General features: G+C 40.2%; 12 protein-coding genes. 11 read left to right on the forward strand and 1 reads right to left on the reverse strand.

All coding sequences use genetic code 11. From position 1 onward, the window contains the following. The first annotated feature begins 3 nt into the window (after positions 1 to 3). The 5 genes from MK405_RS01510 to MK405_RS01530 are packed head-to-tail and all read left to right on the forward strand — an operon-like array spanning position 4 to position 7,608. Positions 4 to 840 carry a LicD family protein gene (locus tag MK405_RS01510; protein ID WP_268704111.1) on the forward strand — a complete coding sequence of 279 codons (837 nt, stop codon included), beginning with the start codon at positions 4 to 6 and terminating at the stop codon, positions 838 to 840. Further along, positions 837 to 1,805 carry a glycosyltransferase family 2 protein gene (locus MK405_RS01515; RefSeq protein WP_268704112.1) on the forward strand — a complete coding sequence of 323 codons (969 nt, stop codon included), beginning with the start codon at positions 837 to 839 and terminating at the stop codon, positions 1,803 to 1,805. The genes MK405_RS01510 and MK405_RS01515 overlap by 4 nt, the downstream gene beginning before the upstream one ends. A gap of 21 nt (positions 1,806 to 1,826) precedes the next feature. Continuing rightward, complete coding sequence (locus MK405_RS01520; protein ID WP_268704113.1) at positions 1,827 to 3,986, forward strand: LicD family protein; 2,160 nt, start codon at positions 1,827 to 1,829, stop codon at positions 3,984 to 3,986. A 57-nt stretch (positions 3,987 to 4,043) separates the two neighbouring features. Next, positions 4,044 to 4,856 carry a LicD family protein gene (locus tag MK405_RS01525; RefSeq protein WP_057489365.1) on the forward strand — a complete coding sequence of 271 codons (813 nt, stop codon included), beginning with the start codon at positions 4,044 to 4,046 and terminating at the stop codon, positions 4,854 to 4,856. A gap of 43 nt (positions 4,857 to 4,899) precedes the next feature. After that, positions 4,900 to 7,608, forward strand: coding sequence for an MBL fold metallo-hydrolase (locus tag MK405_RS01530; protein ID WP_268704114.1), 2,709 nt, complete (start codon positions 4,900 to 4,902; stop codon positions 7,606 to 7,608). A 45-nt stretch (positions 7,609 to 7,653) separates the two neighbouring features. Here MK405_RS01530 and MK405_RS01535 read toward each other — a convergent pair whose 3' ends face one another. Next, complete coding sequence (locus MK405_RS01535) at positions 7,654 to 9,132, reverse strand: oligosaccharide flippase family protein (RefSeq protein ID WP_268704115.1); 1,479 nt, start codon at positions 9,130 to 9,132, stop codon at positions 7,654 to 7,656. A 122-nt stretch (positions 9,133 to 9,254) separates the two neighbouring features. Between MK405_RS01535 and mecA the strand changes: the two genes are divergently transcribed. The 6 genes from mecA to MK405_RS01565 all read left to right on the forward strand — a co-directional run bounded on the left by mecA (position 9,255) and on the right by MK405_RS01565 (position 17,029). Further along, positions 9,255 to 9,995, forward strand: a complete 741-nt coding sequence (mecA, locus tag MK405_RS01540) for an adaptor protein MecA (RefSeq protein ID WP_268704116.1) — start codon at positions 9,255 to 9,257, stop codon at positions 9,993 to 9,995. Between the two features lie 147 nt (positions 9,996 to 10,142). Further along, positions 10,143 to 11,429: a homoserine dehydrogenase gene (locus MK405_RS01545; protein ID WP_000216369.1), complete on the forward strand. Its 1,287-nt coding sequence runs from the start codon at positions 10,143 to 10,145 to the stop codon at positions 11,427 to 11,429. Between the two features lies 1 nt (position 11,430). Next, a complete protein-coding gene (gene thrB / locus MK405_RS01550) occupies positions 11,431 to 12,300 on the forward strand; it encodes a homoserine kinase (protein ID WP_268704117.1) in 870 nt (289 codons plus the stop codon). Positions 12,301 to 12,558: 258 nt separating this feature from the next. Continuing rightward, positions 12,559 to 13,497, forward strand: coding sequence for a peptide-methionine (R)-S-oxide reductase MsrB (gene msrB, locus MK405_RS01555; protein WP_268704118.1), 939 nt, complete (start codon positions 12,559 to 12,561; stop codon positions 13,495 to 13,497). 57 nt (positions 13,498 to 13,554) lie between these two features. Further along, the gene (locus tag MK405_RS01560) at positions 13,555 to 15,279 is read left to right on the forward strand and encodes an ABC transporter ATP-binding protein (RefSeq protein ID WP_268704119.1); all 1,725 of its coding nucleotides are present in this window, start codon (positions 13,555 to 13,557) and stop codon (positions 15,277 to 15,279) included. A gap of 1 nt (position 15,280) precedes the next feature. After that, positions 15,281 to 17,029, forward strand: coding sequence for an ABC transporter ATP-binding protein (locus MK405_RS01565; RefSeq protein ID WP_268704120.1), 1,749 nt, complete (start codon positions 15,281 to 15,283; stop codon positions 17,027 to 17,029). Positions 17,030 to 17,054 lie beyond the last annotated feature (25 nt).

A 17,054-nucleotide genomic window follows, 5' to 3' on the forward strand; every position in this document is an offset into this window, starting at 1 on the left:
GATATGAGTGATTTGAAAGCGATTCAGGCTCGTAGTCTGGAAATGGCTGAATATTTTGTCGCGTTTTGTAAAGAACATAATTTGTTATGCTACCTCTGTGGTGGAGGAGCTATTGGCGCCCTTCGTAATAAGGGATTCATTCCTTGGGATGATGACTTAGACTTTTTCATGCCCCGCAAGGACTATGAAAAATTAGCAGAACTGTGGCCCCGTTATGCAGAAGAGCGCTATTTCTTGTCAAAGAGCAAGAAGGATTTTGTAGACCGTAACCTTTTTATTACCATTCGTGACAAGGAAACTACCTGTATCAAGCCTTATCAAAAGGATTTGGACTTGCCACACGGTTTGGCCTTGGATGTTTTGCCTTTGGATTATTATCCTAGAAATCCGGCTGAGCGTAAGAAACAGGTTCGTTGGGCCTTGATTTATTCCCTTTTTTGCGCCCAAACTATCCCAGAAAAGCATGGTGCAGTCATGAAATGGGGAAGTCGTATCTTACTCGGTTTGACTCCCAAATCTCTACGTTATCGCATTTGGAAAAAAGCTGAAAAAGAAATGACCAAGTATGGTCTGGCTGAGAGCGATGGAATCACGGAATTATGCTCAGGTCCCGGCTACATGCGAAACAAATACCCAATCGCATCCTTTGAAGACAATCTCTTTTTGCCATTTGAAGGAACTGAGATGCCCATTCCAGTCGGTTATGATGCCTATCTCAGCACTGCTTTTGGGGACTATATGACACCGCCACCAGCGGACAAGCAAGTACCGCATCATGATGCCATTATAGCAGACATGGACAAGAGCTACACAGAGTATAGGGGAGAATATGGAGCATGATGGGAGAAAAAATAAGCGTTATCGTTCCGGTCTACAATGTAGAGGCCTATCTGGAGCGATGTGTGGAGTCGATTCTTCAACAGACTTATGCCCATTTTGAGTTAATCTTAATCAACGATGGTTCTACTGATTCCAGTGGACAGATCTGTGATCACTTAGCATTTCAGTATGAGAATATCAAGGTTTATCATATCGAAAATGCTGGTGTTTCAAATGCTAGAAATATGGGAATTCAGCTAGCGACGGGTTCTTGGGTTACCTTTATTGATAGCGATGATTTCGTTACCCAGGATTACCTAGCTACTTTAGCAAGTGCAGTTGAAGGGGTGAATGTAGGCTTTGTTATTGCTCCTCTGCACCATATCAAAAACGGCATTGTAACTGATATACCTTCACATTCAGGAAAAACAGAACTCTGGTCAACAGAAGAAACCATGAAGGAACTACTGATGACTACCAGAACGTCATTTTTTCCAGTTGCAAAACTGTTTAAGAGAGACCTGCTTGCGGATGAAAAGTTTAATACAAATTATCACCTAGCTGAAGATGCTCTATTTTTAACTGAATTGCTACTAAAGACAAGATGCAGTTGCGTATTTATTGACAAACCTGTTTATTATTATGATCATCGTGAGGGAAGTGCAACAACATCTGTTAATCGACATGTATTTGACACGATAGAAGTTTATAAGCAAATAATTGCTCAAGTTTCACAAGCCTTTCCTAATTTGAAATACGAATTAATAAATAGAGAATGTTGGTCGTACATCACAGTTTACGATAAAATTATCTTTACTTCACGTGAAGAGTATCAAAAGGAGAAAGTCGAGCTGAGGAATTGGATTGTTCAGCATCGACACGAAATATGGAAGGACGCTTATTTCACTACTTTTCGAAAGGTAGCGATCCTTTCACTTGTCATTTCTCCATGGCTATATAAGAAAATTGTTGGATTAAAAAACTAATATCATGAGAAGGAGTTGAAAATGAATTTTTCAAAAATGGATGAATACTTTGAAAAATCAAAACTATGGATTGCATATCTATTTGTTTTCATTTCGATTTTAAGTATGAGTTCACTGGTTTATAAGATAGCAAATCCCCTCTACAAGGGATTATCAGCGATTGTAGTGATTTATATTTGCTATACCTTATTGTTTAAGTGGAAAGAAATCACAGTAGATCGTAAATTTCTATCCTTATTTGGACTCTTAGCTGGAAGCCATCTGCTATCTGCTATTTTCAATCGCTCTGGACATTTGATTGGAAATGTGATTGAAATTCTCTTCATGGTAACCTATGTTTTATTATTTACCATGTTACAATCAGGGCAACTTAAAAAATTATTTGACTGGATTGCCTATACGGTTCAAATTGTATCTTTTTCTTCAGCAATTTTTGCGTTTGGTTTATTGGTAAGTAGAGTCCTTATCCTATTTAAGATTGGCGAACAATCTTATTACTATGGTGTCATGAATGGACGTCTGTGGGGAATTGTCAATCCAAATGCTAGTGCGATATTTTCATACATTAGCATTATTTTGGCCATGTATTTGATCCATAAAGGAAGTAAATATTCTGTTTATCTTAAACTGAACAATGTGATTCAATTCGTTTACTTCGCTACGATGCAAAGTCGAGGAGCCTTACTTTCTTTACTTCTCATGATTGGACTCTATAGTTTCTTTGCTACTAGAGGAAGTATCGTTAAACGATTCCTCACTTTTATTGTTGCTGGTTTGCTGATTACTGCAACTAATATTGGATTAAGCTACGTAACTTCAATCTATATCTCATCTGAAACTGCGACTGTCTTAGATTTAAACAAAGGACAATCCTATGCTGAGACAGATTCGTCTGTCACTAAGAAGAACGGTGAACTCCATCTGATCGAAACAACACCAAGTGGTAGAACCTATATTTGGAAAAATGCCATCAAGATGGGAAGTACGAAACCAATTTTTGGTTATGGTGTACGAAATGTTCCAGATTACTATACAGAATATTTCAGTAAATTTGAGATTCAAAACTCCCTTATCGGTGGGAATTTCCATAACATTTTTGTGACTATATTTGTCAGTTCGGGAGTTCTAGGTTTGGTATCCTTCCTTCTTGTACTGGCTTATGTCATCAAGCGCTTTTTAACGTATTTGATTGTTTCCAAGAAAAATACTGATAAATTGATCATGATCCTTTTCTTCGGTATCTTGTTTGGTCAGTTGTTTGAAAGTCAGATTATGTATTCAACCAACTTTATTAATATCATCTTCTGGCTAGCGATTGGCTATGGACTTGTAGTCTGCAAACAGGATGAAGGAATTCGGTATCAAGAAGTAACAGATGTCAGTGAAATTCAACAGATGGAACTTGGAATCATGGAGTATATTCATGAAGTTTGTCAGAAAATTGGGGTTAAGTATTTCTTAGCATATGGAAGTCTAATTGGTGCTGTTCGCCATCAAGGATTTATCCCTTGGGATGATGACATGGATATCTGCATGTTACGAGAAGATTATGAAAAGTTACAAGACTACCTCATCGCTAACCCTGATGAACGTTACGAGGTCATGTCTTATAAAAATAATCTCAACTATGTCTATCCCTTCATGAAAGTGCAGGATAACCATACCTACTTGTTGGAAGAAGATGTTCGCATCGATTCAAATATGGGAATATATGTAGATATTTTTCCTGTAGATGGCTACGAGGATGACGTAGAATTTAAAAACAAGATGACGAAACTGATAAAGAAACGTCAATTGAGTTGCTACACCTTTAAAGGCATTACTAATACGAAAAGTGTACTGAATTCACTGCTACGCTATGTGTCAGTTATTATTTTCTATTTCACCAATACGAACAAATACGTTGCCCAGATTGAAGAGCTTGCAAAATCCCGTAAAGTCTCAGATTATGAGCAAGTGGATTATCTTATCTACAAAGATATGAACAAACCAGTGTGGAGACGTGAATGGCTGGAACAAGTTACTACTGGAACATTTGAAGGTAAGGAATTTACCATTCCGAAAAATTATCATGAAATTTTGGCCTCAGACTACGGAGACTATATGCAATTGCCACCGGTTGAACAAAGAGTATCTCATCATGATTTTAAATTGTGGAAGATTATTAAAAGGTCTAAATGACGAGATTGAAATTAAGAAACGTTTAAAAATATAGTCAAATTTAGGAGAATAAAACCTATGTCTGAAAGAACTTTAACTCTTGAAGAAATCAAGCAAGTAGAATTGGATATTTTAAAGTATCTACATGAGCTTTGTGAACAACATCAAATCAAATACTTTATTGATTTTGGAACCTTACTAGGAGCTGTACGCCATAAAGGATTCATCCCTTGGGATGATGATACAGATATTTCCTTAGCGCGTGATGAATTTGAAAAACTGTATAAGATTTTAGAAAATGAAAATCATCCCTACTATAAATTGATTTCATTCAGAGAAACAAAGGGATATCCATACAGTTATATGAGAGTCTATGATGTAAGGACACGTCGAGATGCTAACCTCGTAGACCCAACGGTCGTATTGGGAACTTGCGTTGACATTTTTCCATATGATGGTGTCGTAACACAGGAAAGTGACCGTAAGAAAATGAAACTCTACAAATATTTCGTTCGCCTTTCTTCTTTGAATTTTAAAGGGATCAAGTCTGAGAATGGTGGACTTAAAAACCTCCCTCGTTATATGGGATCAGCTATTTTCCGCTTAACTTCTCCACAGCTATGGAATCAAAAATTAGAGAGTCTTGCTTTGAAGTATAGTGTAGATCAAGCAACAGATCTTACTTGTACTATCTATGACCCTTATTATCCAAATGGTATAAAAAAAGAATGGCTCTATGATTTGATTGATATGCCTTATGAAAACATTGTGGTCAAGGTTCCTAAAAAATACCATGAAATACTTGTCTACGAATTTGGAGAAAACTATATGACTCCACCCCCTATTGAGCAGCAAGTCCCAGGAGGGGATAAAAACTACTGGATTGATTAGATTAGTAAAAGTTGCTTATTGTTAAGATAAAGGAGTTTTCAAGATGAAAAATAAATGGTTATTAAAATTAGTTAGATATAGTGTTCTCGCATTCTTTCTATTACTGATTCAGTTATCGCAAGGAGTAGCTGCAGATACTATCTCTGCAGGTTCGGGCAATCGTATCCATTTCATAAATACTAAAGCAAAATCTGGAAGTGATGCCATCCTTCTGGAAAGTAATGGTCATTATGCTTTGATTGATATGGGAGAAGACTATGATTTCCCTGATGGGAGTGACCCACGCTATCCAAGCCGCTGGGGAATTTCCATGAGAAATAATCAAGTATTGGAAGATCGCTTGATTCGCCACCTGGATCAAATAGGTGTAAAAAAATTAGATTTTATTCTAGGAACTCATGTCCATAGTGACCATATTGGTGGAGCGGATGAAATACTCAATCGATATCAAGTCGGTAAGTTTTATTTGAAAAAATATTCAGATGATCGGATCACCTCACACTGGGGACTTTGGGATAATCTTTTTAATTATGATAATGCTTTGAGAGCGGCTCAAAAACGAGGGGTTACTCTTATTCAGAATATTACAGATGAGGATAGTCACTTTAAATTAGGTGATATGGATATCCAACTCTATAACTATAAGAATGAATATGATGCTGATGGGAATCTGAAAAGAGTTCGAGATGATAACTCCAACTCCATTGTTTCAGTGGTGACTGTGGCAGGAAAGAGAATCTATCTTGGTGGAGATTTGGATAATGCCGAGGGAGCAGAAGATAAGTTAGGTCCAGTTATCGGCAAGGTTGATATGATGAAATGGAACCACCATTATGATGCGACAATTTCAAATACGATTAATTTCCTTGAAAACTTATCACCAAAAATGGTTATTCAGACAACTGGTGGAGATATTAATGTTGCTTCAACCAGAGAATACCTTCAGAAGAAAAATATTCAGGTTCTTCATGCTGCTAGCCAAACTCAAGATGCTACCGTTTTTGATATTAGCGATAAAGGATTTGCTAATGTTTCAAATACCTTCCCTGATATCCCTGTAGTTGACGAAAAATGGTATCAAGAAGATGGTTATTGGAAATATCGTTTGACTGACGGAGAAATGGCTATCGGCTGGAGAGAGATTGGCGGAGCCACTTACTTCTTTAACGGAAAAGGACAAATGCAAGCAGGTCGTTGGCTTCATCTTAACGACGACTGGGGAGAAAATGCCAAAGGGAATGATTACTATCTGAACCAAAATGGTAAAATGCAAACTGGTGGTTGGTTCAAACTAGATGACTCTTGGTATTATATCCAATCAAATGGTGCTAGACGATTTAGCGAGCTCTCTGAAATTGGAGGGAAAAAGTATCTCTTTGCGGCAGATGGGAAGATGCTAACAGGACATCAAGTCTATAATGGAAAGAAGATGTTCTTTAGCGAAAGTGGTGCACTCCAAGCAGCAGGTAAGCCTTCAACTTGGCAAAAGATTGATTCAGATTGGTATTTCTATGATGAGGATGGGCTAAAGACTGTCGGTAAAAAGAATATTAATGGAAGCACATACTACTTTAATCAAGAAGGTGTCATGCAAACTGGCTGGACCTTTGTTGATGGCCATTGGAACTATTTTGCAAGTTCTGGAGCTATGAAAACCGGCTGGGTCAAGGATCAGGAAACATGGTATTATCTGGATAAAGATGGCATTATGTTAACTGGAAGCCAAGATATCAATGGTGTTCGTTACTATTTGAATGCTAGTGGTGCCATGCAAACAGGCTGGGCCTTTGTTGATGGTCACTGGAACTATTTTGCAAGTTCTGGAGCTATGAAAACTGGTTGGATCAAGGATCAGGAAACATGGTATTATTTAGATAAAGATGGCATAATGTTAACTGGAAGCCAAGATATCAATGGTGTCCGTTACTATTTGAATGCCAGTGGTGCCATGCAAACAGGCTGGGCCTTTATTGATGGTCACTGGAACTATTTTGCAAGTTCTGGAGTTATGAAAACTGGTTGGTTGAAAGATAAAGAATCATGGTATTATTTGGATCCAGAAACTGGTATCATGGCTGTAGGATCTAAAGAGGTTGACGGTAAGAACTATTTCTTCAGCTCTGCAGGTACTATGCAAGTTGGATGGCAGTGGTCAAATGATTCTTGGCATTATTACGCTACGTCTGGCGCAGTCCAAACTGGTTGGTTGAAAGATGGTGATGCCTGGTATTATCTTGAAGGAAAAGAAGGCATTATGCTGGTCGGCCTTCATCAAGTAGATGGTAAGCAATATTACTTTAGCAGATCTGGAGCCATGCAAACAGGCTGGAAATGGTCTGATAATCATTACCGTTACTTTGAATCAAACGGTGCCATGAAAACTGGTTGGATAAAAGACAAAGGCGTTTGGTATTATCTAAATCCTGAAGATGGTATCATGTTGGTTGGTCTTCATAAAGTAAATGGTGATCATTATTACTTTGATGAATCAGGAGCTATGCAAACGGGTTGGAAACAGCTTGATGGTAATTGGTACTATTTCCAAGCTGATGGTTCTTTGTTGAAGAACACAACAACACCTGATGGTTACAAAGTAAACGAAGAAGGTATCTGGAAACAGGCTGTTGCTGCTGTAAATAGCGATGCAGTCAAGCCAGAACAGAAACAAGAAGCTAATTCCTCTATTGTTGAACAACCTAAACAAGATTCAAACCTAGAAGCCAACGCTTCTGAAAAGAAAGAAAAAGAATAAAGAAGAAATTCCCTACTGGCAACTAATTTATCAGTAGGGGATTTTTTAATTTCGTTTTATTTTAGCAAGTACTAAGTTTAGAGCATAGTGGAGTGTTTTATCTTTAGCGATAAAGAGGGTCAAGAGGTAATAGATGCCACAAGTTGCTATGGTAGACAGAACCATGAGAATCATATCGAAGTTTACTGTGTAGGAATTGATTTGGAAAATCATCTTGAAAATATAGAAGATTGGGATAAAACCAAGGGATATGAGGCTATAACGTGTTAAGGTTATAAAAATTTCTTTTAAACTAATCAGTTGGTGTTTTTTGATAAAATGAATTTCAAGTAAAACAACGATAGTTTCTGCGATAATGGTCGTAGCGATGTAATACTCAGGTGCAAAAATATTATTGAAATACAAGATGCTATTTAATAGTATATTGGCGCCACCACCAAGGAAGTAGAAGGCAGTTAAGCGATTTTCATGGTCGTTGATAAAGATAATCTGTTTACCAAGAATCAATTCAATAGCCCAGATGATGGTACGAAAAGCGAAGACGCTAGTTACGATACCCGCTTCAAGATATTTTTCAGAAGAATAAATAACAGTTGCGTACCGCCCCAATATCATAATCCCGATACTAGTTGGAACCATAAGAAAATAGAATAAGGATGCCGCTTGATTTACGAGATAATTATAGGACTTGTAATCCTTTTTACCGAGATAGTAGCCAAGGCGCGGAATACTGACGTTGATAGCTCCACTCAAAACACTAGCAATCAACATGACGATACTATAGGCAATTGTATAATAAGAAATGTAGTTTTCATCTGGTCCCTTGGTGATAAACATTCTATCTAGCAAGGTATAAAGCATATTAGCGTTTGCTAAGAGAAGCATAGTAAAGAGTGGTTTAGAAGCTTTAGCAAGTTCGACGAAACCGATCTTAACAAAAGAAACTTCTCTCTTAATCCAAAGAAAACTGAGCAGGTAGTTGAGGATAGTGGTCGCTGTCATAACGATAGCATAAGGAACGATATCATCTGCCGTTTTAACAAAGGCGAAGATAGCAACCAGCATGGTAATTCGAATAATTAACGTTTTGTAGAGGATGAAGGCATAGTTTTCATAAGCCTCGTTCATCCATTCGATATTGAGGAATTGGAAGAGAGCCTGGGCCCCTAGAATGTAGTAGAGGACTTTCAGGTTCTCAATGCTGGTGTCAAAGAAGATGAAGAGGAAGTAGATACCAGTCGTCAGGAGAGAAGTGAAAACTGAGATATAAAACAACTTAGAGAAAACATAGTTGATTTTATTCTTGTCATCCTTGACCTTACTGATAGCTCGAATCCCGTAGTTGTATATTCCAAAGGCAGCTAGTGGAATAACGAAACTTGCCCAAGTATTGGCCGTATTGAAATAACCGTAGTTGGATTTGCTGAGAATCCGCGTCAGATAAGGGTTGGTTATCAGTGGAAAAACGATATTGAGAACATTGACCAGTAAGCTAGCCAAGGCATTTACTTTTATATTTTTCATTGAACTTTCTTTCTTAAATCTAAAATCATATCTAGTATTATATCACATTCTCGCTTCATTCTTTTGATAAAATCGTAAAAATCTAGTATAATAGATAGACTGAAAGTATGAGGTTACTAGATATGAAGATGAAACAAATTAGTGATACAACACTGAAAATCACGATGACTTTAGATGATTTGATGGATCGGGGAATGGAGATTGCAGACTTTCTCGTTCCTCAGGAAAAAACCGAAGAGTTTTTCTATGCTATTTTAGATGAATTGGAAATGCCTGACAATTTCCTGGATAGTGGCATGCTGAGTTTCCGCGTGACGCCAAAACCTGATAAGGTCGACGTCTTTGTGACCAAGTCCAAGATTGACCAGAATCTGGATTTTGAAGATTTGGCAGATCTACCCGACATGGAAGAATTAGCCCAAATGTCGCCAGATGAATTTCTCAAAACCTTGGAAAAGAGCATTGCAGATAAGACCAAGGACGATATTGAGGCCATCCAATCTCTAGAGCAGGTCGAAGCAAAGGAAGAAGAGCAAGAGCAGGCAGACAAGGAGACGGAGAATAAGAAAGAACCTTATATCTACTATATCCTGCGCTTTTCAAGCCTTGCTGACTTGGTTGCTTTTGCAAAGACGGTTAACTACCAGATGGAAACATCTGAACTCTATAAGATGAATGGACACTATTATTTGACAATCTTAGTCGATGTAGAAAATCATCCAAGTCCATATCCAGCTTGGCTCTTGGCTCGTATGCGTGAGTTTGCAGACGGCAGTGACATCAGTCGTTCAGTCTTGCAAGAGTATGGGCAAATCTTGATTAACCACGATGCAGTTCTTAATTTGCAAAAGATTCGTTCATAATTTTTAAAATCAATTTTCATTTATCAAGAAAGACGAATCATGGGATTCGTTTTTTCTTTACCAGACTGAAATAGTGATTTACTATAATAGGAATTTTCACAAAATTCTGTTATAATGGCTATATCAGAAAATTTCTAGGAGACAAACATGACAGTTAAAATTGCTTTACTTGGATTTGGTACCGTTGCAAGTGGTGTGCCATTCCTCCTAAAGGAAAATGGAGAAAAAATCGTTCAGTCAGCTCATTCAGAGATTGAAGTGGCCAAGGTATTGGTCAAGGATGAAGATGAAAAGAACCGCTTGCTTGCAGCAGGAAATGACTTTAACTTTGTAACCAATGTAGACGATATTTTGTCAGATCAAGACATTACAATCGTAGTGGAATTGATGGGGCGTATCGAACCAGCTAAAACCTTTATCACTCGTGCCTTGGAAGCTGGGAAACACGTTGTAACAGCAAACAAGGACCTTTTGGCTGTTCATGGTGCAGAATTGCTAGAAATCGCTAAAGAGCATAATGTAGCACTTTACTACGAAGCAGCAGTTGCTGGTGGGATTCCAATTCTTCGCACTCTAGCAAATTCATTGGCTTCTGATAAAATCACGCGCGTTCTTGGTGTCGTTAATGGAACTTCCAACTTCATGATGACCAAGATGGTCGAAGAAGGCTGGTCTTATGATGATGCTCTGGCCGAAGCTCAAAGACTTGGATTTGCAGAAAGTGACCCTACAAATGACGTGGATGGGATTGATGCAGCCTACAAGATGGTGATTTTGAGCCAGTTTGCTTTTGGTATGAAGGTTGCCTTTGACGATGTAGCCCACAAGGGAATCCGCAACATCACACCAGAAGACGTAGCTGTAGCCCAAGACCTTGGCTATGTAGTGAAATTGGTTGGTTCTATCGAGGAAACTCCTTCAGGAATTGCTGCGGAAGTAACTCCAACCTTCCTTCCTAAAGCACATCCACTTGCCAGTGTGAATGGGGTAATGAACGCAGTCTTTGTGGAGTCTATCGGAATCGGTGAATCGATGTACTACGGACCAGGTGCGGGTCAAAAACCAACTGCAACAAGTGTCGTAGCAGATATTGTTCGTATCGTTCGTCGCTTGAATGATGGTACGATTGGCAAAGACTTCAACGAATATAGCCGTGACTTGGTTTTGGCTAATCCAGAAGATGTCAAAGCTAATTACTACTTCTCAATCTTGGCGCCAGATTCAAAAGGTCAGGTCTTGAAATTGGCTGAGATTTTCAACGCTCAAGATATTTCCTTCAAGCAAATCCTCCAAGATGGCAAAGAGGGTGACAAGGCGCGTGTAGTGATTATCACTCATAAGATTAATAAAGCACAACTTGAGAATGTTTCAGCAGAGTTGGCCAAAGCTTCAGAATTTGACCTCTTGAATACCTTCAAGGTGTTAGGAGAATAGGATGAAGATTATTGTACCTGCAACCAGTGCCAATATCGGGCCGGGTTTTGACTCGGTCGGTGTAGCTGTAACCAAGTATCTTCAAATTGAGGTCTGTGAAGAACGGGATGAGTGGTTGATTGAACACCAGATTGGTAAATGGATTCCCCATGACGAGCGTAATCTCTTGCTTAAGATTGCCTTGCAAATTGCGCCAGACTTGCAACCGAGACGCTTGAAAATGACTAGTGATGTTCCCTTGGCGCGTGGTTTGGGTTCTTCTAGCTCGGTTATCGTTGCTGGAATTGAACTGGCTAACCAACTAGGTAAGCTCAACTTATCTAACCACGACAAATTGCAGTTGGCGACCAAGATTGAAGGGCATCCTGACAATGTGGCTCCAGCTATCTATGGAAATCTTGTTGTTGCGAGTTCCGTTGAAGGGCACGTTTCAGCGATTGTGGCAGACTTCCCCGAGTGTGATTTTCTAGCTTATATTCCCAACTATGAATTACGCACTCGCGATAGCCGTGGTGTCTTGCCTAAGAAATTATCCTATAAGGAAGCTGTTGCAGCTAGTTCGATCGCCAATGTGGCGGTTGCAGCCTTGTTAGCAGGAGATATGGTGACAGCTGGCCAAGCGATTGAGGGGGACCTCTTCCACGAGCGCTATCGTCAAAGTCTGGTCCGTGAATTTGCGACGATTAAGCAAGTAGCCAAAGAGAATGGTGCCTATGCAACCTACCTTTCCGGTGCTGGACCGACAGTGATGGTCTTGGCTTCTCACGACAAGATGCCGAAGATTAAGGCAGAATTGCAAAAGCAGTCTTTCAAAGGCAAACTGCATGATTTGAAAGTTGATACCCAAGGTGTCCGTGTAGAAGCAAAATAAAGAATAGAAGATAGGATGGGGAAACTCTTGATTAGAGGGCTTCCTATCCTTTTTTTGAAAAGAAGTTTATACTCAATGAAAATCAAAGAGCAAACTAGGAAACGAGCCGCAGGCTGCTCAAAACAGTGTTTTGAGGTTGTGGATAGAACTGACGAAGTTAGCTCAAAATACTGTTTTGAGGTTGCAGATGTAAGCTGACGTGGTTTGAAGATATTTTCGAAGAGTATTAGTTAAAAACTTGATAGAGGAGAAACGAAGATGGCAGAAATTTATCTAGCAGGTGGTTGTTTTTGGGGCTTAGAGGAATATTTTTCCCGAATTTCGGGAGTGCTAGCTACCAGTGTCGGCTACGCTAATGGCCAAGTCGAAACGACCAATTACCAGCTACTTAAGGAAACAGACCATGCAGAAACGGTTCAAGTGATTTACGATGAGAAAGCAGTGTCACTTAGAGAAATTTTACTTTATTATTTCCGTGTCATCGATCCCTTATCTATCAACCAGCAGGGGAATGACCGTGGTCGCCAATATCGTACTGGTATTTATTACCAAGATGAAGTAGATCTGCCAGCTATCTATACAGTGGTGCGGGAGCAGGAGCGTATGTTGGGTCGAAAGATTGCAGTAGAAGTGGAGAAACTTCGCCACTACATTTTGGCTGAAGACTACCACCAAGACTATCTCAAGAAAAATCCTTCCGGTTACTGTCATATCGATGTGACCGATGCTGAGAAGCCATTGATTGACGCCTCTAACTATGAAAAGCCTAGTCAAGAAGCGTTGAAGGAAAGCTTAACTGAAGAATCCTACCGTGTTACCCAAGAAGCTGCTACAGAGGCGCCGTTTAGTAATGCTTATGACCAAACCTTTGAAGAAGGGATTTATGTAGACATCACGACGGGTGAGCCACTCTTTTTCGCTAAGGATAAGTTTGCCTCAGGTTGTGGTTGGCCAAGTTTTAGCCGTCCGATTTCTAAGGAATTGATTCACTACTACAAGGACCTGAGTCATGGAATGGAGCGAATCGAGGTTCGTTCTCGGTCAGGTAATGCTCACTTGGGTCATGTTTTCACAGATGGACCTCAGGAGTTAGGTGGTCTGCGTTACTGTATTAATTCTGCATCCTTGCGTTTTATAGCCAAGGATGAGATGGAAAAAGCAGGATATGGCTATCTATTACCTTACTTAAACAAATAAAATTGAGGGTGGGGCTTCCCACTTTCTTCATTTCCAGAATAAGAATAGAAGGGATTTATGAAACACTTACTATCTTACTTCAAACCCTACATCAAAGAATCCATTTTGGCACCCTTGTTCAAGTTACTAGAAGCTGTGTTTGAGCTCTTGGTTCCCATGGTGATTGCAGGGATTGTTGACCAGTCCTTGCCCCAGAGAGATCAAGGACACCTCTGGATGCAGATTGGCCTGCTCCTTATCTTTGCAATAATTGGTGTTTTAGTGGCTTTGATAGCCCAGTTCTACTCAGCTAAGGCTGCGGTTGGTTTTGCCAAAGAACTGACAGACGACCTTTATCGTCATATCCTTTCTTTATCTAAGGACAGCAGAGACTGTTTGACAACTTCTAGCTTAGTGACCCGCTTGACCTCGGACACTTACCAGATTCAGACTGGTATTAATCAGTTTCTGCGCCTCTTTTTGCGAGCACCTATTATCGTCTTTGGCGCTATCTTTATGGCCTATCGCATCTCGGCTGAGCTGACTTTCTGGTTTTTGGTCATGGTTGGTTTTTTGACAATCGTTATTGTCGGTCTCTCTCGACTGGTCAATCCTCTCTACAGCAGTCTCAGAAAGAAAACGGACCAACTGGTTCAGGAAACGCGCCAGCAATTACAAGGGATGCGGGTGATTCGTGCCTTTGGGCAAGAAAAACGAGAATTACAGATTTTTCAAACCCTTAACCAAGTCTATGCCAGTTTGCAAGAAAAGACGGGTTTCTGGGCTACTTTATTAACACCCCTGACCTATCTGATTGTTAATGGAACTCTTCTCGTCATCATCTGGCAGGGCTATATTTCGATTCAAGGAGGTTTACTCAGTCAAGGTGCCCTCATTGCTCTTATCAACTACCTCTTGCAAATCTTGGTGGAATTGGTCAAACTAGCTATGCTGATCAATTCTCTCAACCAGTCCTATATCTCAGCTAAACGAATCGAGGAAGTCTTTGCTGAGGCTCCAGAAGATATCCATTCGGAGTTAGAACAAAAGCAAGTTACCAGTAATCAGGTTTTAAAAGTCCAAGAATTGACTTTTACCTATCCTGATGCGGCCCAGCCTTCTCTGAGAGGCATTTCCTTTGATATGACTCAAGGGCAAATCCTTGGTATCATTGGGGGAACGGGTTCTGGTAAATCAAGCTTGGTGCAAGTCTTACTTGGTCTATATCCAGCAGATAAGGGAAGCATTAACCTTTATAGAGATGGACGTAGTCCTCTTAATTTGGAGCAGTGGAGGTCTTGGATTGCCTATGTGCCTCAAAAAGTCGAGCTCTTTAAAGGAACTATTCGTTCCAACTTAACTTTGGGTTTAAATCAAGAAGTGACTGATCAAGAACTCTGGCAAGCCTTGGAGATTGCGCAAGCTAAGGATTTTGTCAGTGAAAAGGAAGGGCTCTTGGACGCCCTAGTTGAGGCAGGAGGGAGAAATTTCTCAGGTGGACAAAAACAAAGGCTATCCATCGCGCGTGCAGTCTTGCGCCAAGCTCCATTTCTCATCCTAGATGATGCGACCTCGGCCCTCGACACCATCACTGAGTCCAAGCTCTTGAAAGCTATCCGAGAAAATTTGCCAAACACGAGCTTAATCTTGATTTCTCAACGAACGTCTACACTTCAGATGGCTGACCAGATTCTCCTTTTGGAAAAAGGTGAGTTACTAGCTGTTGGTAAGCACGATGACTTGATGAAAACTAGCCAGGTCTATCGCGAAATCAATGCATCTCAACATGGAAAGGACGACTAGCATGAAACGACAAACTGCAAACCAGACGCTCAAACGTTTGGCTAAGGATTTAGCAAGCCATCCCTTCCTCCTTTTCCTTGCCTTTCTAGGAACTATTGCCCAAGTTGGCTTATCAATTTACCTACCTATTCTGATTGGACAGGTCATTGACCAAGTCCTAGTGGCTGGTTCTTCACCAGTTTTTTGGCAGATTTTTCTCCAGATGCTCTTGGTGGTCATAGGAAATACACTGGTACAATGGGCCAATCCTCTCCTTTATAATCGTCTAATCTTCTCTTATACCAAAGACTTGCGAGAGCGAATCATTCATAAACTTCATCGTTTACCGATTGCTTTTGTGGATCGACAAGGCAGTGGAGAGATGGTCAGTCGTGTAACCACAGACATAGAACAGCTGGCAGCCGGCTTAACCATGATTTTTAATCAATTTTTCATTGGTGTCTTGATGATTTTGGTTAGTATTCTAGCCATGCTCCAAATTCATCTCCTCATGACCCTCTTGGTCTTGCTGTTGACGCCATTATCTATGGTGATTTCACGCTTTATTGCCAAACGGTCCTATCATCTCTTTCAGAAGCAAACAGAGACGAGGGGAATTCAGACTCAGTTGATTGAAGAATCGCTTAGCCAGCAGACTATTATCCAGTCCTTTAATGCTCAGACAGAGTTTATCCAAAGACTGCACGAGGCGAATGCCAACTACGCAGGCTATTCTCAGTCAGCTATCTTTTATTCCTCAACGGTTAATCCTTCGACTCGCTTTGTCAATGCGCTCATTTATGCTCTTCTAGCTGGAGTAGGAGCTTATCGTATCATGATGGGTTCAACCTTGACCATTGGGCGTTTAGTAACTTTTTTGAACTATGTTCAGCAGTATACCAAGCCCTTTAACGATATTTCTTCAGTGCTAGCTGAGTTGCAAAGTGCTCTCGCTTGCGCAGAGCGCGTCTATGCTGTCTTAGAAAGTCCAGAGGTGGCTGAAACAGGTAAGGAAGTCTTGACCAGTGACCAAGTTAAGGGAGCCATTTCCTTTAAGCATGTTTCTTTTGGATACAATCCTGAAAGGATCTTGATTAAGGATTTGTCTATCGATATCCCAGCTGGTAGCAAGGTAGCCATCGTTGGTCCGACAGGTGCTGGTAAGTCAACTCTTATCAATCTCCTCATGCGTTTTTATCCTATTAATTCAGGAGATATCTTGTTAGATGGGCAATCCATTTATGATTATACCCGAGCGTCATTGAGACAGCAGTTTGGCATGGTGCTCCAAGAAACCTGGCTCAAGCAAGGAACCATTCATGACAATATTGCCTTTGGAAATCCTGACGCCAGTCGGGAGCAGGTGATTGCTGCTGCCAAAGCAGCCAATGCAGATTTTTTCATCCAACAGTTGCCGCAGGGATACGATACTAAGTTGGAAAATGCAGGAGGATCTCTCTCTGTCGGCCAAGCCCAACTCTTGACCATCGCCCGAGTCTTTCTAGCTATCCCTAAGATTCTTATCTTAGACGAGGCGACTTCCTCCATCGATACACGGACAGAAGTGCTAGTTCAGGATGCCTTTGCTAAACTGATGAAGGGGCGCACAAGTTTTATCATTGCTCACCGTTTGTCAACTATTCAGGATGCGGATTTGATTCTAGTCTTAGTAGATGGTGATATTGTTGAGCATGGTAACCATCATGACCTCATGGCTAGAAAGGGCAAGTATTACCAAATGCAAAAAGCTTCAGATTTTAGCTCTGAATAATCCTTTCTATTTTGAAATCTTATGG

It is taken from the genome of Streptococcus oralis, assembly GCF_026782345.1.
Classification (GTDB): Bacteria; Bacillota; Bacilli; order Lactobacillales; family Streptococcaceae; genus Streptococcus; species Streptococcus oralis_CK.